The following is an 18,798-nucleotide window of genomic DNA, read 5'->3' on the forward strand; positions in this document are numbered from 1 at the left end:
CTCTCCCTTAAGCGAAGGTTGCGGCGTATTCGTCCAGCGCAGCCTTGATCTTGTCGGAAGCGTCGCCCTTGATCTTGGGGTCCTCGTCCGTGATCCACTGAAGCAGATCCGCGTGCTTGCCACGCAGATGCGCCAGCAGGCCAGCTTCATAGCGGCCAACATCGGTGACGTCGATCTTGTCGAGGTAACCGTTGGTGCCGGCGAAGATGACGCATACGATTTCAGCGTTGGTCAGCGGTGAGTACTGCGGCTGTTTCATCAGCTCGGTCAGACGCGCACCACGGTTCAGCAGCTGCTGGGTTGCGGCGTCAAGGTCGGAACCGAACTGCGCAAAGGCAGCCATTTCACGGTACTGAGCCAGTTCCAGCTTAACCGGGCCGGCAACCGACTTCATCGAGTTGGTTTGAGCCGAGGAGCCCACACGCGAAACCGACAGACCGGTGTTCACAGCGGGACGGATACCCTGATAGAACAGCTCGGTTTCAAGGAAGATCTGGCCGTCGGTAATCGAGATCACGTTGGTCGGAATAAACGCCGAAACGTCGCCACCCTGGGTTTCGATAACCGGCAGAGCCGTCAGCGAGCCCGCGCCAAAATCTTCGTTCAACTTCGCCGAACGCTCCAGCAGGCGGGAGTGGAGATAGAAAACGTCGCCAGGATAGGCTTCACGTCCGGGCGGACGGCGCAGCAGCAGCGACATCTGACGATAAGACACGGCCTGTTTCGACAGGTCATCATAGATGATCAGCGCGTGGCGGCCATTGTCACGGAAGAACTCAGCCATCGCGGTCGCGGCATAAGGTGCCAGGAACTGCATCGGCGCCGGATCGGACGCGGTTGCGGCCACAACGATCGAATATTCAATCGCACCGGATTCTTCCAGTTTCTTCACCAGCTGAGCAACGGTCGAACGCTTTTGGCCGATGGCCACATAAACGCAGTACAGCTTCTTGGACTCGTCGTCGCCTGCTGCTTCGTTGTACACTTTCTGGTTCAGGATCGCGTCCAGAGCAACGGCAGTTTTACCGGTCTGACGATCACCAATGATCAGCTCTCGCTGGCCACGACCAATCGGGATCATCGCGTCGACCGATTTCAGGCCGGTTGCCATCGGCTCGTGAACCGATTTACGCGGGATGATGCCCGGCGCTTTGACGTCTGCAACGCCGCGCTCGGTGGATTCGATCGGACCCTTGCCGTCCAGCGGGTTGCCCAGGCCGTCAACAACACGACCCAGAAGACCGTTGCCGATCGGCACGTCCACGATCGAGTTGGTGCGCTTAACAGTGTCACCTTCTTTGATGTCACGGTCAGAACCAAAGATAACAACACCGACGTTGTCGCTTTCCAAGTTCAGCGCCATGCCCATGATGCCACCGGGGAATTCGACCATCTCACCGGCTTGCACATTGTCCAGGCCGTATACACGGGCAATCCCGTCACCGACGCTTAGCACGCGACCGATTTCGGCCACTTCGGCTTCCTGACCAAAATTCTTGATCTGGTCCTTCAGGATTGCAGAAATCTCTGCAGCTTGGATTCCCATTTATCCGACCTCTTTCATTGCATTCTGTAGGGAGTTGAGCTTGGAGCGGATCGAGCTGTCGATCATCTTCGAGCCCACTTTAACGACAAGACCGCCGATGAGGCTTTCATCAACGGTCGCATTTATTGTCACGGTCTTGCCCACACGCTCGGACAGCGTTTTGGACAGTTTATCCATCTGTGTCTTAGTCAGCGCCTTGGCCGAGGCGACATCGGCGGTCACTTCGCCACGCTCTTCGGCCAGCATGTCGCGCAGAACCTGCACCAGTTGCGGCACAACGAACAGACGGCGTTTCTGCGCCATCAGACCCAGCGTGTTGCGCAGGATGGCGTTCAGACCCATCTTGTCGGCAATCGCTGTAATCGCGCCTTCTTGTTCAGCGCGCGAAACCAGAGGCGAGGCGATCAGGTCGCGCAGATCGGCACTGTCGCCCAATGCTGCTGCCAGATCGTTGATTCCGGTTTCCAGACCTGCGAGGTCTTTATTCTCTTTAGCGATCTCAAAAATCGCTGTGGCATAGCGCTCGGCGATGCCTGTGGAAATCGAAGCTGGTTCGGACACGTCCACCCTTCCGATATTTTGGGCCCCGAATTCGCGTTGCGGCAGCTACCCGGGGGCGTGAAGAAACCCCGTCCATAAGGCCGGGGATCAAAATCAACGGGGATGTAGCAGAGGTAAACCCAGCTAGCAACATATTATCACCATGGGCACCTTATCCACAAAGCGTTCTATTTCAGACACTTAGCTTGGGTGCGACCCTTTTATACGGCTGATGAGGGTGAAAAATGTTACCAAACCGCAAGGTTTTGCGATTCCTGCAGCCATTTTCGCGTGTTTCGGCCTTATGATGGAAGCTAGTACCGGCGTTGCGCTAGGCTGGCTTGAGCAGGCCATCCAGCGCCTTGATCTGACGGCGCCCTGTCGCTTTGGTGACGGTTCCGCTGGGCGGTCTGATTTGCTTTGTCGCCTCAACCATCAGAACGCCGCCTGCCATGATCGTCGGCAATCGCTGGCCAGTTTTCTCTATCAGGCTGCCGGATTTCAACCAGAACCGACGGAAGGACGGAGGCAAATACAAGGCGGAACAATAGTTATCCGTCATAAAGTGATGCGCCCTTAGCTGGCTTTCCAACTGCGAGGCAGAATAAGGGCGCCCGAATCCAAATGGCGTTCGATCGGTCCGTGACCACAGCCCCGCACGGTTCGGTACGATAAAAAGCGCCCGTCCACCGGGACCAAGCACACGCCAGCATTCCGCCAGCAATTCGGCGGGACGTTGTGACGTTTCAAGTCCATGCATCACCACCAGCTTGTCCACATGGCCCGTTTCAATCGGCCACAAGGTCTCTTCCGTCAAAACAGATACGTTGGGCATTCCCGCAGGCCAGGGCATCACCCCCTGCGGCCCGGGCATCAGCCCGATGACGCGGCGCGCATCTTTCAGGTAGGGCCGCAACAACGGCACAGCAAAGCCAAACCCTACGACGGTTTGACCTTTGGCCTCGGGCCACAGATCAATCATTCGCCCACGAATGGCCGCCTGCGCTGCACGACCAAGAGTGCTGCGGTAGTAGAAATTCCTCAGATCCTGCACATCAAGATGCATTGCGGACACCTGGCCAATCGGATTAGCTGAGCGCAGTCTAGCAACGAAAGGGCAAAAGGCCATGCCTCTTGAGATCGTCACCATCCCATGTCTCAGCGATAACTACGCATTTCTGGCGCATGACGCGGTTAGCGGCAACACCGCATTAATCGACGCGCCCGAAAGCGATCCGATTCTGTCAGAACTGGAACGACGTGGCTGGGGCTTGTCTCATGTGTTGCTCACGCATCACCATTTCGACCACATAGACGGGTTGCCGGCCATTTTGGAACAGCACCCGGCGACGGTGATCGGCGCGGCAGCCGACGCACATCGCCTGCCACCCTTGGATCAACAGGTCAATGACGGCGACAGTTTTGAAATCGGCGGGGAACCCGTCCTTGTTCTGGACGTTTCGGGGCATACTCTTGGTCATATCGCCTTTCACATGCCGCAAAGCGCGGTGGTCTTTACCGCCGACAGCCTGATGGCAATGGGTTGTGGACGCCTGTTTGAAGGCACCGCACCGCAGATGTGGGAATCGCTGTGTAAACTGAGCGCCTTGCCGGATGACACGCTGGTTTGTTCAGGGCACGAATACACGCAGTCCAACGCCAAATTCGCTCTCACCGTCGATCCAGGAAATTCTGCGCTGCAGAAACGCGTCGCAGAAATTGACAGCACCCGAGCCGCCAAACAGCCTACAGTTCCCTCCACTCTGGCGCTGGAAAAGGCCACTAACCCCTTCCTGCGCGCCGCTGACCCGGCGATTCAGGCGCATCTGGGTATGGCAGGCGCCGAACCAGCCAAAATTTTTGCTGAAATCAGGGCTAGAAAAGATCGGTTTTGATACCTATTTCACCTACTTCACAGCCACGGTCACAACAAATGTGACTGTCAAGAGCAAGAAAACCCTTGAAGCCGGGCTCTGATCAACCAAACTCTAATAGTATGAGGACATGGTTGGGATGGGGATCCGGCCTTCAGCCCGCCCCCTTCTGACCCAAGACAGAGGAGCACCCGCGTGCCTTCATTCTCGAGCACACTAGAACAAGCCATCCACGCGGCCCTGGCGGCTGCGAATGAACGGCGACATGAATTCGCAACGCTGGAGCATCTGCTTCTGGCATTGTTGGAAGAGCCCGATGCGATCCGCGTGATGAAAGCCTGCAGCGTCGATCTTGACGAATTGCGCAGCACTCTGGTGGAATTCATCGACGAAGACCTATCGAACCTTGTCACCGATATTGACGGGTCCGAGGCTGTACCGACAGCCGCTTTCCAACGTGTGATCCAGCGCGCTGCGATCCATGTTCAAAGTTCGGGCCGGACCGAAGTGACCGGGGCGAATGTTCTGGTCGCAATCTTTGCCGAACGCGAAAGCAACGCAGCCTATTTCCTGCAGGAACAGGATATGACCCGGTACGATGCGGTGAATTTCATCGCCCATGGTGTGGCCAAGGACCCAGCCTACGGCGAAAGCCGTTCGGTATCGGGCGCGGATCAGGCGGAAGAGGAATCTCCGGCCAGCACTGCCGATGGCGAGCAAAAAGAAAGCGCGCTGGGGAAATACTGCATCGACCTGAACGCGAAATCGCGCGCGGGCGATATCGACCCGCTGATCGGTCGTGCTGATGAGGTTGAGCGCTGCATTCAGGTGTTATGCCGCCGGCGCAAGAACAACCCGCTTCTAGTCGGTGATCCGGGCGTTGGCAAAACCGCAATCGCAGAGGGACTGGCATTTAAGATCATTTCTGGCGAGGCCCCCGATGTCCTGTCAGAAACCACCATCTATTCGCTGGATATGGGTGCATTGCTGGCGGGCACCCGCTATCGCGGTGATTTCGAAGAACGCCTGAAAGCGGTCGTGACCGAGCTTGAGGATCACCCAGACGCGGTTCTGTTCATTGATGAAATCCACACCGTCATCGGTGCCGGTGCCACCTCGGGCGGGGCAATGGATGCCTCGAACCTGCTGAAACCGGCCCTTCAGGGTGGAAAACTGCGCACTATGGGTTCGACCACCTACAAAGAGTTTCGCCAGCATTTCGAAAAGGACCGCGCGCTCAGCCGCCGGTTCCAGAAAATTGACGTGAACGAACCTTCGGTCGAGGACAGCGTAAAAATCCTGCGCGGTCTGAAGCCCTATTTCGAAAAGCATCACGAGATCAAATATACAGCCGACGCGATTAAAACCGCGGTCGAGTTGTCAGCACGGTACATCAATGACCGCAAGCTGCCCGACAAGGCGATCGACGTGATCGACGAAGCCGGTGCGGCCCAGCATCTGGTTGCTGAAAGCAAGCGCCGCAAGACCATCGGTGTCAAAGAGATCGAGGCCGTTGTTGCCAAGATCGCCCGGATTCCACCCAAGAACGTCACCAAGGACGATGCCGAGGTTCTGAAAGACCTTGAAAAGTCGCTCAAACGGGTGGTCTTCGGGCAAGACGTGGCGATTGAGGCGCTGTCCAGCGCCATCAAACTGGCGCGCGCCGGTCTGCGCGAGCCGGAAAAGCCCATCGGCAACTATCTGTTTGCTGGCCCAACCGGTGTGGGTAAGACCGAGGTCGCGAAACAGCTGGCGGATACGCTGGGAGTGGAACTGCTGCGTTTTGATATGTCGGAATACATGGAGAAACACGCGGTCAGCCGCCTGATCGGTGCGCCTCCGGGCTATGTCGGGTTCGACCAAGGCGGTTTGCTGACTGATGGTGTCGACCAGCATCCGCATTGCGTTCTGCTGCTGGATGAGATCGAAAAAGCCCACCCGGACGTGTTCAACATCCTGCTGCAAGTGATGGACCACGGAGAGCTGACCGACCACAATGGTCGCACGGTGAACTTCCGCAACGTGGTGCTGATCATGACCTCGAATGCAGGGGCGCAAGAACAGGCAAAGGCGGCCATCGGCTTTGCCCGCGACCGCCGCGAAGGTGAGGATACCGCCGCGATCGAACGTATGTTCACGCCGGAATTCCGCAACCGTCTGGATGCCGTCATTTCCTTCGCGCCGCTGCCGAAAGAGGTCATCCTGCAGGTGGTCGAGAAGTTCGTGCTGCAGCTTGAAGCACAGCTACTGGACCGCAATGTGACCATCGACCTGACGCCAAAAGCCGCCGAATGGCTGGCCGACAAAGGCTATGACGACAAGATGGGCGCACGCCCATTGGGGCGCGTCATTCAGGAACACATCAAGAAACCTCTGGCCGAGGAGCTGCTGTTCGGCAAGCTGGCCAAGGGCGGTGTCGTTCGCGTCTCGGTCAAGAAGGGAGAGCTGGATCTGGACATTTTTGGCCCCGATCAACCGCGCATCCCTGGCGACAAACCCCCGCTTCTGACTGCAGATTAAAAGCAGCGCATCAAATCAAAGCCCGGCTTCTACGCCGGGCTTTTTTCTTGCCTAAGCCGTGTCACCTGTCTCAAAAGAAAATCTCAGGGGCGCCCGGAAAACCTCCCAACTCTGACAATGGGCCTTCCTTGCTGCAATCAGCGCTCGGTTAGCTTCAATTCGATCCGGCGATTCTGAGCGCGCGCTTCTGGGGTGTTTGCGGGGTTGAAGGGTTGGAATTCACCAAAGCCATTGGCCGCCAGACGCTGCGGTGGAATACCCAGCGCATCGACCATATAACGGACAACCGACAAGGCGCGTCCCTGGCTAAGCTCCCAGTTGTCCCGATAGCGGCCAGTTCCGGCCAGCGGGACATTGTCGGTATGGCCGTCCACGCGAATAACCCAGTTCAGGCCTTCGGGAATTTCAGCCGCGACACTGCGCAGTATATTGGCCACCTTGGCGATCTCAAGCTGACCCTTGGGCGACAGCACTGCTGATCCTGTATCGAACAGTACTTCGGACGAGAACACAAACCGATCGCCTTCGATCCGAACGCCTTCCTGATTACCCAGCACATCGCGCAACCGACCGAAGAATTCCGAGCGATATCGCTGAAGATCCTCGGCCTGCGCCGTAAGTTCTTGGTTCTGACCCGAAAGAGCCTCGGCCTCGGCCTCAAGCCGGGCGCGCTCGGCCTCTTCCAACAGACGACGACGACGCTCTTCCGAGGCGGCGCGGGCGAGTGCGGCGTTCAGATCCTGACCCAATGTTTGAATACGAATATCTGCGGCGGCGTTGCGGTCTTCGTAATCGTCCAGCAGGGCCTGCAATCCACCCAACTGCTCGCGCAGGGCTGCCATCTGCTGGTTCAGCAAGGCAGTCTGACGCTGCGCCTTGGCTGAAACGGCTTTCTCGGCAGAGATTGCCTCACGCGCAACGGCCAGCAAGGCTGCGCGTTCTTCGGCCAATGTACGCTGTATCTGTTCCGCTGTCAGAGCGTCGGTTTGGGCGGCCAATGCCGCTTGCAGCTGGGCCTGCAACTCCTGACTATCGAGCTCACCAAACTGCCGCTCCAGCTCGGCCTTGGCAGCTTGCGCAGCGGCCAACAGGGTCAGGGTTTCTTCGGCTTGCTTGCGTTGCGCTTCCAGAGCCAGCGTCATAGCGGTCAGTTCCGCATCCGCGTCCTGCAGACGATTGCGCAGGTTATCGGCAGCCGCAGCTTCGGCCAGGCGCGCGGCCTCTTCGGCGTCAAGCTGGCCTTCAAGCTCGGTGACCAATGCGGCCTGCGCGGCCTCATTTTGTTCCAGATCCGCCACCAACGCTTCAAGCGCTTCGCGGCGGGCAGCATCAAGCCGGGCGGCCTCGGCCTGGGCATCGACCTCGGCACGACTTTGGGCAAGGGCCAGGTTCAGGGCCTCTTGTTCATTCAGCAATTCCGAACGCTCAGATTCCAGTGAGGCGATAACCCCCAGCGACCGCTCTTGATCGGCCAACAGAGATGCGACCTGTGCTTCGAATGACGTGATCCTGGTTTCCGCCTGCGCCAGATCTTCCTCGGCCTGCGTCAGGGTCGCATTCAGCGCCCCTAACCGGGCCTGAAGGCGGCTGTTTTCCCGTTCTTCCAACCCAAGCGCACCGGCAAGGGCCGCCACTTCGCCGGACAGAGCGGTCAGTTCATCCTCTTGCCCCGAAATCGTCTCGCGCAGCACGAATTGCACCACCATGAAGATGGTCAACACAAAGGTCAGAACCATCAACAGCCCGGTCATCGCATCCACGAAACCAGGCCAGACCGACCCCTGAAACCGCTGACCTGTGCGACGGGACAGAGCCATGGATTACTCTCCTTCCGGAGCGGTTCGAACGGCGCCTCTGGGCAATGTAAGAGCTTTGACCAACAGTTCGATGTCCTTGCGCAGCTCGCTCATGCTTTCTTGGCGGCCTGCAGAAATTTCTTCGAGGATACGCAGCAACTGAACATCCATCGAGCGCAGGCGCATGCGGCTTTCTGCGTCTATTCCTTCGCTGGTCCCCTGTTCCCGCAGATGATCCAGCAGAGCGTCCTGCCCCAGTGCGACACGTTCCAGCGCAGCGGTGACATTCTCGGTCTCAGACTGACGCTGGTTCATATCTCCGATAGCGCCGACAAGATGCCCCAGCTTGCCCGACAGCTCGGCCCGGTCGGTTTCCTGCGCCGAAAACAAGTCCTGCAGGGCGTTCATCTGTTCGGACATTGCATCCAGAACCGGTGTCAGAACCGCCAGTTCGGTGCTGCTGCCGTCATCGCCTGCTGCAAAGCCGACACGGGTGATCGAGGACAACCATTCTTCGAGCTCTCGATAAAACCGGTTCTGCCCGTGGCCCGCGAACAGTTCCAGCAACCCCACAATCAGTGATCCGGCAAGACCCAGCAACGAAGACCCAAAGGCCACGCCCATTCCCTGCAGTTGCGTTTCAAGGCCAACCATCAGGCGGTTGAACACTGCCAGCCCTTCTTCGCCATCCTGCGGATTGAGACTGCGGATCGTGTCGACAATAGCGGGAACCGTCGTGGCCAAGCCAAAAAACGTTCCCAAAAGCCCAAGATAGATCAGAACATTGGTGATATAACGCGTGATCTCACGCTCTTCCTCGACCCGTTCGGCCACCGAATCCAAAATAGATCGGGTCGAACTGGAACTGATCTGTGATCGCGCACCCCGGTCCCGCAGCAGCGACGCCAACGGTGCCAAAAGCTGAGGCGTGCGCGCGTCCTCATGAACAACGCCACCAACGAAGGACTCGATCCAGCGCACCGAACCGATCAACTGTGTCACCTGATAAAAACAGGCAATTACGCCGACAAAAAATACCAGAAGGATAAAACCGTTCAGATAGGGGTTTGCATAGAAAACCGGCAAAACGTAAGGCAGCGCCATGAAGATGCCCATACCAGCCAGGCCGATCGCCACAAGCATCGTTACGATCTGACGAATGGGTTGCGAGAAATGCGGTCTCGCGCCCTGTTGTGCCTGCGCCATGCGCGTTTTTCCCGGTTCTTTTCTGCTCTGACGCGAATCTACCGAAAATCTGCCGGTGACGCCAAGGGTTTATGAGGTAATGCTTCGCACCCGTTGCGCTAACCACTCAAGATCGGGATCACGCAGACCAATCTCGGTCAGATGTTCAGCAGTGTTATAAAGGTATTCGGTATTTGGACCACGCCCGCCAACAGCATGGGCAATGATCTGCGCCTGGTCTTCCAACGGCATGCCCCCGCAATACTGCACGTGATCTGCGTCGATAACATAGGTGACTGCCGTTACGACCTCGTCCGTTTCCAAATGCACATCCAGCATCTTTTCGACATAGGCCGACGAGATCAGCTCGCGCTCGCGCAGTTCATGCAAGGTACGCTCTTCGTGGCCTGCTTCGACGGCGAGGGCCAGACCTTTGCACAGGGTGTCTTGCTGTTCATCCAACGCCAGAACAAGGCCGGGTTTCTCTTCGGTTCCGCGGTGATGAATCGAACTCATGCAGAAAGACCGCGCATATCCATTCAGGGTTGCGCGTTCGCTGCGGGACACGGGAAAGCCGGGATTCCACAGCAGCGACCCATATCCGAAAACCCACATCGTCATAGCACTGGTCCTTGCCCGTTTGCGCCTATAAACATCAATTTCAAGGCGGGAAAAAGGGCCATTAGCAATGCGCGGGCTAATACGAGTAGTCATTTTCATCACTGCGATCTGGAGCGCCTATTGGTTCGTCGCCGGATATGGATTGCGCAACGCGATCACAACATGGTTCGACAACCAACAAGAAAGAGGCTGGCTGGCCGATTTTTCGGACGTAGCCACAGCAGGCTATCCATTCAACCACGTCACCCGACTGAACAGCCCCGCTCTGGCCGACCCGGTCAACGGCACCGCCTGGAGCGCCGACTGGATCGAATTCCAAAGCCCCGCGATCTGGCCGGGTCGACAGGTTCTGCGTTTCGCGGAAACGCCGCAGCTGCTGTCCTATTTCGATCAAACGTCGACCATCGTTGCAGCTGACCTGCAGGCCGAGCTGCAGTTGCAACCTGGTGTCGCGCTGGTGCTAGAGAAAATGTCTCTGACTGCCGGACCATGGTCCGTTGCCAATGATGCTGATTTGCTAGCAGCGGGAACCACGCTTGGTCTGGTGATGGAGCAAACCGAAAATCCTCAAGCCTATGCGATCAGCGCGCGGATCGATGGCTTTTCCCCCGGCGATGATCTGCGCGCCATGATGCATTCCGCCACCACACTGCCCCAGACATTCGATGCGCTGGAATTGGATATGGTCGCCACCTTTGACAAACCGTGGGATCGATCTGCACTGGAACAAAGCCGACCTCAGCCCACCCGGATCGACCTGCGTCTAGCTGAGATGAAATGGGGTGCATTGCGCCTGTTCGCTGCCGGAGAGCTGGACGTGGACGAACAGGGTATTCCTACCGGAGAGATTTCGATCAAGGCTGAAAATTGGCGTGAGATGGTTGCCATGGCCAACGCCGCAGGGGCCCTACCCGATCAGGCGGTAGACCCTGTTACACGTGCCCTGAAATTCATGGCTGGCTTGGGGGGCAATCCCGACGCGCTGGATCTTCAGTTGAATTTCCGTGAGGGCTATGTGGCGCTTGGCCCGCTACCCCTTGGTCCGGCCCCGCGGTTGATCCTGCGTTAACGGCAGTACGGGCCACGGCGATACCGGGCTGTGTCCAAGTGAAAATGATCCCGGTGATACCGGTCCGCATTCGGGCCAAGTACCGTTCCGAACGGCCCGCAGGCGGCGCGCCAGATCTTGGTCAGTTGCTTCTTTGACGGGTTCTTGCGCCAACCGTTCAGAACGGTCACAACCTCGCCATTCGCCATCTTGAAACCTGATATGTCTATGGCCCGGCCTTTACCGTGTTCCGATATCCGCGCACCCTTGCGGTTGTTGCGCGTCCGGCATGCGTAGTGGGCCGCGACCTGCAGTTCGACAACGGGACCGCGCCTTTTGAAGGTGGGCTTCACGCTTTTCTCGACCCATTGGTTCAGCGCAATTGCTGTGCCGCAATCCATGGTGGACGGACGGCTAAGCGCCACACCAGAAACTGAGGTGATCTGTACCGCTTCCTTGATCCCGCAGGCTTTGATCTTGCCGGGAACATTACCCACCGGCTTGCCCTGAATTTCGATATTCCCGCAGACCGATGTTTTGCGCAGCTTACGCTTTTTGAACAGCACCTGCTGTACCAGCGTATTCGGCTGCAACTCTGGCTGCATCCCGACCGGAGCGGCAAAGGCCAGAACCGGTTGGTCATCGGGGGTCAACAGGTGTTCAGATGGCGTTGCATTCCCCATTGTGGCACCAAGTACCAACCACCCAATCGACAGAGCGCTCCAGCCGCGCCTCATGGGTTGGTATTCCCGCGACCAAAATCCGGCGCGTCCGTATCCTGCCCGGCATCAATGATCCCGCGCCGGATCGCACGTGTGCGCGTGAAATAATCGAACAGCTGATCGCCGTCACCTGTACGAATGGCCCGCTGCAGCGCAAACAGTTCTTCAGTGAAACGCCCCAATATCTCTAGCGTCGCATCCTTGTTGGTCAGAAACACATCGCGCCACATAGTCGGGTCCGAGGCCGCGATCCGGGTGAAATCCCGAAAGCCCGCGGCCGAGTATTTGATGACCTCGCTATCGGTCACACGGCGCAGATCATCCGCTACGCCGACCATCGTATAGGCGATAAGGTGTGGCGCATGGGATGTCACTGCAAGAACCAGATCATGGTGATCGGCATCCATCTCATCAACATTCGAACCCAAACCCGTCCACAACGAGCGCAGGCGCGCCACAGCGTCCGGGCTCGAACCCTCAACCGGCACCAAAAGGCACCAACGGTTGTCGAAAAGCTCGGCAAATCCGGATTCAGGGCCGGAATGCTCGGTCCCGGCCAGCGGATGCGCGGGAATGAAATGAACATCCTGCGGGATGTGAGGTGAGACATCTTGAATGACATGTCGCTTGACCGAACCCACGTCCGAAACGGTCGCGCCCGGCTTCAGGGCAGGCGCAATCTCCTGCGCTACCGCGCCCATCGCGCCAACAGGCACGCACAGAACTACAAGGTCTGCACCCTCAACGGCCTCTTGCGCGGTGTCACAGATCCGGTCGCATAGGCCAATCTTGCGCGCGGTGTCGCGCGTGGCCTCGGACCGGGCATAGCCGGTTACTTCGGCGGCCAATCCAGCACGTTTAATCGCCCAGAACATCGACGATGCGATCAGGCCCAACCCGATCAGCGCAACGCGGTCATATACCTGGCTCATGCGGCGCTCCCTTTGAAAGCGGTTATGGCCGCAACGACACGGCGACAAGCCTCCTCGTCCCCAACCGTGATCCGAAGAGCATTTGGCAGGTTATATCCCGCCACGCGGCGCACGATCAAACCCTGTGTCTTGAGGTAATCGTCGCACGCTTCGGCCTCGGCCTGATCTTTAAAGCGGGCGAGGATGAAATTGGTGCTGGACGCATCCGAAGATACGCCGATTTTGGACAACTGGGCCGAAAGCCAAACTCGCAGGCGTGCATTTTCGCTGTGGCAAAAGGTCAGGTACTCTTCGTCCTTTATGGCGGCTTCGGCAGCGGCCAACGCAGTCAGCGACAGGTTGAAGGGCTGGCGCACCCGGTTCAGCACATCTATGATCTCTTGCGCCGCATAGCCCCAACCGACCCGCATCCCGCCCAGTCCATAGATCTTGGAAAAGGTCCGCGTCATGATCACATTCTCGAACCGATCCACCAGAGCGCGGCCTCCGTCGAACCCTTCGACAAACTCGGCATAGGCGCCATCAATCACCATCAGACAGGTCTGCGGCAAGCTTTCGGCCAGTCGGATAAGATTAGCCTCGGGGATCATGGTCGATGTCGGATTGCCCGGATTGGTCACGAACACGATCCGGGTCTGGTCAGTCACAGCGGCAAGAATGTTGCCCACATCCACGTGACGATCGGTTTCAGACACCATCACCGGAGTTGCCCCCGCCATCCGAGCGATGATCGGGTACATCGAAAATCCGTGTTCGGTATAGATAACCTCATCACCCGGACCGGCATAGGCCTGTGCCACGAATTGCAGCACCTCGTCACTGCCCACGCCGCAGATAATTCGCGCCGGGTCCAGCCCGTGGCGTTCGCCAATAGCCATACGCAGACTGGCGTGATCTGTACTGGGATACCGGTTCAGGGTGGCCGCACTGTCACGCACTGCTTCGATCGCTTTGGGGCTAGGGCCAAAGGGGTTTTCGTTCGAGCTCAACTTGATCACATGGTCGACCCCCGCCACCTTCGACTGGCCGCCCTGATAAAGCGCGATGTCCATAATGCCGGGTTGAGGGGTGATCTGGGTCATAAGAGGCTCCGTATTTAGAAGCCCCTCATACCCGTCTCAAAGCGTTGAGAAAAGCGGCAATTCCCTTATGCCGCCTTGAAGCGGGCTGTCGCCGGGTCGGCGTCGTAAAAAGGAGTAAACTCTTCGGTCCGCCGGGACAGGTCATTGACGCTGTCGATGATGAAGCGGACAGTCTCTTGGGACATCAGATATGAAAAGTTCAGACGCACCCAACCGGGTTTTTTCAACTCTTCTCCAGCACCAAGCGCCGCATGCAACTGCTCCGAGGCTGCACGATCAATACCCAGCAACCGATGGGCATAGGGCCCGGCACAAGCACACCCACCCCGGGCTTGAATGCCATAAACATCACTCAGCATCCTGGTGAATAACTGCTGGTGCACCGGCTGACCTTTACTGTCATGAACAAGAAAGGAAAAAATCGGCAACCGATGTGGATTGTCCGCGCCCAACAAGGTCAGACCTGGGTTATCTCCCCACCCTTCCAATGCCATCTGGTTGTAAAGCGCCTCGCGCCTTGCGATTTCGTCTGCGCCAACTGCATCTTTGACCATGAAAGCCAACGCGGCACGGATGTCGCCTATGACATTCGGCGTTCCCGCCTCTTCGCGCGTTGCAAGATCGGCGCTGTAGTCATGCCCCCAAGGGGACACGAAACTCACAGTGCCACCACCGGGCCAGCTGGGGCATGTGCGCTGCACAACGTTTTGATTGACGATCAATACACCAGACGCGCCGGGCCCACCGGCAAATTTATGAGGAGAGACCACGATCGCATCCTTGCGCGCATCCGCCGGGCCCATTTCCATTGGCAGATAAGGCCCACCGCCCGCATAATCCCAAACCGCTACAGCACCATTAGCCTTAAGCAGCCGCGTAACCGGGTCGGGATCAGTGATTATGCCCGTCACATTCGAAGCGGCCGAAAATGACCCGATGATCAGATCCGAGTCCGCGTTTTCAACCAAGGCACGCTCTAAAGCCGACAGATCGACACCCCCTTCGGATGCTTCGGGGATTTCAATCACCAGCGCTTTGCTTTCCCGCCACGGCAGGATGTTCGAATGGTGCTCATATGGGCCGATCATTACCACTGGTCGTGCTGCGGCCTCGATCCCCAACAGATTGACCAGCCGGTTGAGACCCGCTGTAGCGCCGGATCCGGTAAAAATCACCGCATCATTTTCCCCGGCGCCAACAATCCGGGAGATTTCCGCACGGGCCTCGCGGCGCAGTCGGGTCATGTAGGCCCCGCAATAAGACGCCTCGGTGTGGCTGTTGGCATAAAACGGCAACACATGCGCGGCCACAAAATCCTCGACCTGCTTCAATGCGCGGCCCGACGCAACATAATCCGCGTAAACCAAAGGTATGTCCCCGCGCAGCCCCGGGATCATAACATTCTCGCCGATTAAGCCATCGCGCAACGTGTCGCTACGAACAGCAGCTTCAATGTCAGAACGAAATTGGGAAAGTGTCATTATACGGACTCCGAAGTTTCCCAACAAATATGATTGATATGTGTTGTGTATATAATGCATATTTTTAGATGGTTTTCATAAATCATGTGTCATATGATTTGGAATGTCCAAAAATCTAGATCATATTGACCATCGCCTGCTGCGTGAACTGCAAACCGACGCTACGCTGTCCCAACGTGAACTGGCCGACCGCATCGGGCTGTCGCAAAACGCCTGCTGGCGTCGGCTGAAGGCCCTGAATGATCAGGGCGTCATCATCGGATCGACAGCGCAAATCGCGCGCGAAAAATTAGGGCTGAGCCTTGTGGTCTTCGTCATGCTGCGTACGCGGCACCACTCGGCCGAGTGGTTACAGGCCTTTCGCAGGCATGTTCTGACGATACCAGAGGTCGTGGACTTCCACCGCATTGGCGGCGACTACGACTATCAGCTCAAGGTTGTTACGCAGGATATGGCTTCGTACGACAAGGTCTATCAACGCCTCATCGAAAAAGTCGAGCTGGACAGCGTAACTTCATATTTCGCGATGGAGGCAATTGCAGAAGGACGACCCTTGCCAATCTGATCCGCTCTTTATTTGGCCAAAAAATTGCTCGGGGGGCATCGCGACTGGTCGTGATTGGGGGCAGAGCCCCTAAAAAGAAAAAGACCGCGCAAACGCGCGGCCTTTCGAATTTCGATTTCGGCGAAGATTAGTTCTTCGCGTAGAATTCGACAACCAGGTTCGGTTCCATCATGACCGGGTAAGGCACATCGCCCAGACCCGGTGCGCGCACGAAAGTCGCGGTCATTTTCGAGTGGTCGGCGTCGATGTAATCAGGAACATCACGCTCGGCCAGAGCAGCAGCTTCAAGAACAACGGCCAGTTGCTTGGACTTGTCACGTACTTCGATGACGTCGCCTTCTTTGACACGGTAGCTAGGGATGTTGACTCGCTTGCCGTTCACTGTGACGTGGCCGTGGTTCACGAACTGACGCGCGGCGAACACGGTCGCGACGAATTTGGCGCGATAGACAACGGCGTCCAGACGGCGTTCCAGCAGACCAATCAGGTTTTCACCGGTATCGCCGTTGACACGAACAGCTTCGGCATAGATGCGGCGGAACTGCTTTTCGGTCAGGTCGCCATAGTAGCCCTTCAGCTTCTGCTTGGCGCGCAGCTGCAGACCGAAGTCAGACAGTTTGCCTTTCCGGCGCTGACCGTGCTGACCAGGGCCGTATTCACGACGGTTGACCGGGGATTTCGGACGACCCCAGATGTTTTCGCCCATCCGGCGGTCGATTTTGTACTTGGCAGACGTGCGTTTGGTCACGGCTGATCTCCTTCTTAAGGTCGAGGCCCTGATAGGCCACTATGAAGGGCGTTGTCCTCTTGAGGTTTCCCTCATGACAGGCCTCCCCTTGCGGGGGCCACCAACACCAATGAAGCCGCGCTTATATCCGCAGCGCTGGCAGAGTCAACATGCCGAACGGAAGGAACCGAAACTTTCTGAAATTCGATTCAAAGACGGCACCGCTAACGGGATTTACTCCGCTAAAGTGGCACCGTTTACAGTTGCGCGTAGGTTCGCGACACCAGTGTACTGGAACTGAGTGGCCTTGCGATGAAACGCGACGACAGTTCCGTCCTGCTCTGCAACTTCACCACTCTGATGCTTGATCTGAGTATATGCGCTGATCCAGAATTCCTGATCGCGTGAAGGACAGCCGCTTTCAAACACCAGCGACGGGCTTTCATCATCATCGGAAACGACCAGTAACGCTGAAAACCGTTGCGCCCCGTTCATAAGCTCGAGCGTTCCGACGACATTATCCGAAAAAGTCGTGCCAGGAATAACGCGCCCGATTGTACCAGATGCAAATGCGTTTTTACGCCCGGCAACTTCAGCGCTGCTTGCCAGCATCGATGCCTGACCGCGCCAGGACCAGGCCGACCCTACATTTAAAAATGCCAGAGGCGCCGCCTCTAGCCCATCAATCTGTGTCTGCGACCATGAAATGGCAACACGACCGTTTACCCCGGTATTCATTTTACCGCCCGTACCCCTCAACAAATCACTGCCCGATGGCCAAGGGTTTATCAGTGACGATTCCGGCAGAAAAGGGACGGAATTGCAGCAATCACGAGAATGTTGCAGAACAGAATCAGAATCCGGGTGCAGAAATCCGCGTTTCAAAGACCTAAAGGATCTTACTGAGCCCGAATGTCGGTCTGCCCTGCATTCGGTCTGATCAGGCTTTTTTTCGATTCGCCAATCACAGCGGATTTAAATTTCAAATGCGTGCGCCCTAATCGGCACACTGCACGAGCTGTCAGTTCACCAGCCCCCGATCCGCCATTCCACCGGAAAAGCGGAGGCTGCGGATATCTTCCGGCATCGTCTTGTACTGGTCTCGAAAAGCACGTTTTAGTGACGTTGTAGACGAAAACCCTGTGGCGGTGGCAATCTCGATTTGTGGCAAATCCGTAAACCGCAGCAGGCTATGCGCACGTTCCAGACGCAATTCTCGGTATGTGGCCAAAAGCTTTGCCCCCGTCTTGTTCAGAAACCGTCTCTGAAGCTGCCGGGTTGAAGTGCCGACCATGTTCGAAAGATCCGTGATCCTGAGTGGCTCTTCGACATGGTTCAGCATTGCCTCAACGGCTGACATAACCAGGTGATCCCCGCCCGCACGATGGATCAAGCGATTGGCAAGCTGGCTTTCGCAGTCCCGCTTGGGTTCGGACAGGCCGATAAACCCGCGTAGGTTATCAGCCATGTTCTCACCATGGTCCAACGAAACAAAATCCGCCAACAAACGCAGCGTACTCAGACGTGTCGTCGCGCTATGCGTGCGCCCGCGCGCCGCCAGAAATGTGCCTGTACCACAGTTGGTCAAATCTGCTTCACGCGCTGCTGCATCGAAGTTGGGGTGAATGGCCGCGACTGTTTTTTCCGACAATCTAATCTGGGCCAGCACAAGCACGGCACCACCGACAAGAACGGTCCGTGGCGAAAGGTTCAGAACTTGTGAGACCCATGTTCTTTCGGCGTCGGACAACGTCCAACAATCCGAAAAATCGCCCCAGAAAACAGCCGCTCTTCCGGTCCAGTACTGCGGTCCTCCTACGGACCCCGCACCAGCCAAACGCAGATTAACGACATAGGAATGGTCGCCGGTCAGATCGCTCAGGGCATGATAAAATTCCCTGATCATCTCGGCCGAGGCAAATGCACTACTATCGCGCACGATCACATCGATGTTGTGGGTTCGCACGAACGCAGCAGAGGTTGGCTCAGCCAGATAGGCTTGGTCATTTTCGAAGATGCAATGCTTCATGTCTCCCCCGCTGAAAAGCCTGGGCCACAGGCAAAGGCATATGGCCCGGGATGGATCAGCCCCTGGCCAGTGCGGGGGCTGATCTGGTTGTCGTCTGTTTACTCAGCTGCGTCTTCGTATTCGGACATTG

Annotated in this window: 17 protein-coding genes; 4 read left to right on the forward strand and 13 right to left on the reverse strand. The window is 57.2% G+C overall.

Annotated features, from left to right (window positions below; all coding sequences use genetic code 11):
• Positions 1 to 7: 7 nt before the first annotated feature.
• The 3 genes from atpA to AC2FH9_RS13885 form a co-directional block, all read right to left on the reverse strand.
• Positions 8 to 1,546 carry a F0F1 ATP synthase subunit alpha gene (atpA, locus tag AC2FH9_RS13875; protein ID WP_142636491.1) on the reverse strand — a complete coding sequence of 513 codons (1,539 nt, stop codon included), beginning with the start codon at positions 1,544 to 1,546 and terminating at the stop codon, positions 8 to 10.
• Positions 1,547 to 2,107, reverse strand: coding sequence for a F0F1 ATP synthase subunit delta (locus AC2FH9_RS13880; protein ID WP_142636489.1), 561 nt, complete (start codon positions 2,105 to 2,107; stop codon positions 1,547 to 1,549). It abuts the gene before it with no gap.
• Between the two features lie 310 nt (positions 2,108 to 2,417).
• Positions 2,418 to 3,152, reverse strand: a complete 735-nt coding sequence (locus AC2FH9_RS13885) for a class I SAM-dependent methyltransferase (protein WP_142636487.1) — start codon at positions 3,150 to 3,152, stop codon at positions 2,418 to 2,420.
• Positions 3,153 to 3,213: 61 nt separating this feature from the next.
• On the opposite strand from AC2FH9_RS13885, the gene gloB reads away from it, so the two are divergent.
• Together gloB and clpA are read left to right on the forward strand one after the other, a co-directional pair.
• Positions 3,214 to 3,981: a hydroxyacylglutathione hydrolase gene (gloB, locus tag AC2FH9_RS13890; RefSeq protein ID WP_496750305.1), complete on the forward strand. Its 768-nt coding sequence runs from the start codon at positions 3,214 to 3,216 to the stop codon at positions 3,979 to 3,981.
• A 174-nt stretch (positions 3,982 to 4,155) separates the two neighbouring features.
• A complete protein-coding gene (gene clpA / locus AC2FH9_RS13895) occupies positions 4,156 to 6,480 on the forward strand; it encodes an ATP-dependent Clp protease ATP-binding subunit ClpA (RefSeq protein WP_496693892.1) in 2,325 nt (774 codons plus the stop codon).
• A gap of 137 nt (positions 6,481 to 6,617) precedes the next feature.
• On the opposite strand, the gene AC2FH9_RS13900 is transcribed toward clpA, so the two are convergent.
• From AC2FH9_RS13900 to AC2FH9_RS13910, 3 genes are all read right to left on the reverse strand, one after another.
• Complete coding sequence (locus AC2FH9_RS13900) at positions 6,618 to 8,297, reverse strand: peptidoglycan -binding protein (RefSeq protein WP_282021533.1); 1,680 nt, start codon at positions 8,295 to 8,297, stop codon at positions 6,618 to 6,620.
• Between the two features lie 3 nt (positions 8,298 to 8,300).
• Entirely contained in the window at positions 8,301 to 9,482 is a 1,182-nt protein-coding gene (locus AC2FH9_RS13905; RefSeq protein ID WP_282021534.1) for a biopolymer transporter ExbB, read from the reverse strand.
• Positions 9,483 to 9,551: 69 nt separating this feature from the next.
• Positions 9,552 to 10,082 (reverse strand): gamma-glutamylcyclotransferase, encoded by a 531-nt coding sequence (locus tag AC2FH9_RS13910; RefSeq protein ID WP_496691028.1) that lies wholly within the window; start codon positions 10,080 to 10,082, stop codon positions 9,552 to 9,554.
• Positions 10,083 to 10,149: 67 nt separating this feature from the next.
• Here AC2FH9_RS13910 and AC2FH9_RS13915 point away from each other — a divergent pair, with 67 nt between their 5' ends.
• Complete coding sequence (locus tag AC2FH9_RS13915) at positions 10,150 to 11,151, forward strand: DUF2125 domain-containing protein (RefSeq protein WP_496871911.1); 1,002 nt, start codon at positions 10,150 to 10,152, stop codon at positions 11,149 to 11,151.
• On the opposite strand, the gene AC2FH9_RS13920 is transcribed toward AC2FH9_RS13915, so the two are convergent.
• The 4 genes from AC2FH9_RS13920 to AC2FH9_RS13935 form a co-directional block, all read right to left on the reverse strand.
• Complete coding sequence (locus tag AC2FH9_RS13920; RefSeq protein ID WP_496694692.1) at positions 11,148 to 11,867, reverse strand: extensin-like domain-containing protein; 720 nt, start codon at positions 11,865 to 11,867, stop codon at positions 11,148 to 11,150. The two genes, AC2FH9_RS13915 and AC2FH9_RS13920, sit on opposite strands and share 4 nt — an antisense overlap.
• The gene (locus AC2FH9_RS13925; protein ID WP_496871912.1) at positions 11,864 to 12,784 is read right to left on the reverse strand and encodes a prephenate/arogenate dehydrogenase family protein; all 921 of its coding nucleotides are present in this window, start codon (positions 12,782 to 12,784) and stop codon (positions 11,864 to 11,866) included. The genes AC2FH9_RS13920 and AC2FH9_RS13925 overlap by 4 nt, the downstream gene beginning before the upstream one ends.
• Entirely contained in the window at positions 12,781 to 13,866 is a 1,086-nt protein-coding gene (gene hisC, locus AC2FH9_RS13930; RefSeq protein ID WP_496871913.1) for a histidinol-phosphate transaminase, read from the reverse strand. Before hisC ends, AC2FH9_RS13925 begins: the two co-directional genes overlap by 4 nt.
• 65 nt (positions 13,867 to 13,931) lie before the next feature.
• Complete coding sequence (locus AC2FH9_RS13935; RefSeq protein WP_496871914.1) at positions 13,932 to 15,347, reverse strand: aminotransferase class V-fold PLP-dependent enzyme; 1,416 nt, start codon at positions 15,345 to 15,347, stop codon at positions 13,932 to 13,934.
• Positions 15,348 to 15,450: 103 nt separating this feature from the next.
• Between AC2FH9_RS13935 and AC2FH9_RS13940 the strand changes: the two genes are divergently transcribed.
• Positions 15,451 to 15,912 (forward strand): Lrp/AsnC family transcriptional regulator, encoded by a 462-nt coding sequence (locus AC2FH9_RS13940; RefSeq protein WP_142636466.1) that lies wholly within the window; start codon positions 15,451 to 15,453, stop codon positions 15,910 to 15,912.
• Positions 15,913 to 16,039: 127 nt separating this feature from the next.
• Here the strand turns inward: AC2FH9_RS13940 and rpsD are convergent, their stop codons facing one another.
• The 3 genes from rpsD to AC2FH9_RS13955 form a co-directional block, all read right to left on the reverse strand.
• Positions 16,040 to 16,660, reverse strand: coding sequence for a 30S ribosomal protein S4 (gene rpsD / locus AC2FH9_RS13945; RefSeq protein ID WP_058279997.1), 621 nt, complete (start codon positions 16,658 to 16,660; stop codon positions 16,040 to 16,042).
• 213 nt (positions 16,661 to 16,873) lie between these two features.
• The gene (locus AC2FH9_RS13950; RefSeq protein WP_496871916.1) at positions 16,874 to 17,377 is read right to left on the reverse strand and encodes a hypothetical protein; all 504 of its coding nucleotides are present in this window, start codon (positions 17,375 to 17,377) and stop codon (positions 16,874 to 16,876) included.
• Between the two features lie 283 nt (positions 17,378 to 17,660).
• A complete protein-coding gene (locus tag AC2FH9_RS13955) occupies positions 17,661 to 18,668 on the reverse strand; it encodes a helix-turn-helix domain-containing protein (RefSeq protein WP_496871917.1) in 1,008 nt (335 codons plus the stop codon).
• Positions 18,669 to 18,798 lie beyond the last annotated feature (130 nt).

Source organism: Ruegeria sp. CDSC081 (genome assembly GCF_059610485.1).

Bases quoted from the DNA above. Each gene is read 5' to 3' on its own strand.
- atpA (WP_142636491.1), bottom strand. From the start codon at position 1,546: ATGGGAATCCAAGCTGCAGAGATTTCTGCAATCCTGAAGGACCAGATC.
- AC2FH9_RS13885 (WP_142636487.1), bottom strand. From the start codon at position 3,152: ATGCATCTTGATGTGCAGGATCTGAGGAATTTCTACTACCGCAGCACT.
- gloB (WP_496750305.1), top strand. From the start codon at position 3,214: ATGCCTCTTGAGATCGTCACCATCCCATGTCTCAGCGATAACTACGCA.
- AC2FH9_RS13900 (WP_282021533.1), bottom strand. From the start codon at position 8,297: ATGGCTCTGTCCCGTCGCACAGGTCAGCGGTTTCAGGGGTCGGTCTGG.
- AC2FH9_RS13905 (WP_282021534.1), bottom strand. From the start codon at position 9,482: ATGGCGCAGGCACAACAGGGCGCGAGACCGCATTTCTCGCAACCCATT.
- AC2FH9_RS13910 (WP_496691028.1), bottom strand. From the start codon at position 10,082: ATGACGATGTGGGTTTTCGGATATGGGTCGCTGCTGTGGAATCCCGGC.
- AC2FH9_RS13915 (WP_496871911.1), top strand. From the start codon at position 10,150: ATGCGCGGGCTAATACGAGTAGTCATTTTCATCACTGCGATCTGGAGC.
- AC2FH9_RS13920 (WP_496694692.1), bottom strand. From the start codon at position 11,867: ATGAGGCGCGGCTGGAGCGCTCTGTCGATTGGGTGGTTGGTACTTGGT.
- AC2FH9_RS13925 (WP_496871912.1), bottom strand. From the start codon at position 12,784: ATGAGCCAGGTATATGACCGCGTTGCGCTGATCGGGTTGGGCCTGATC.
- hisC (WP_496871913.1), bottom strand. From the start codon at position 13,866: ATGACCCAGATCACCCCTCAACCCGGCATTATGGACATCGCGCTTTAT.
- AC2FH9_RS13935 (WP_496871914.1), bottom strand. From the start codon at position 15,347: ATGACACTTTCCCAATTTCGTTCTGACATTGAAGCTGCTGTTCGTAGC.
- AC2FH9_RS13940 (WP_142636466.1), top strand. From the start codon at position 15,451: ATGTCCAAAAATCTAGATCATATTGACCATCGCCTGCTGCGTGAACTG.
- AC2FH9_RS13950 (WP_496871916.1), bottom strand. From the start codon at position 17,377: ATGAATACCGGGGTAAACGGTCGTGTTGCCATTTCATGGTCGCAGACA.
- AC2FH9_RS13955 (WP_496871917.1), bottom strand. From the start codon at position 18,668: ATGAAGCATTGCATCTTCGAAAATGACCAAGCCTATCTGGCTGAGCCA.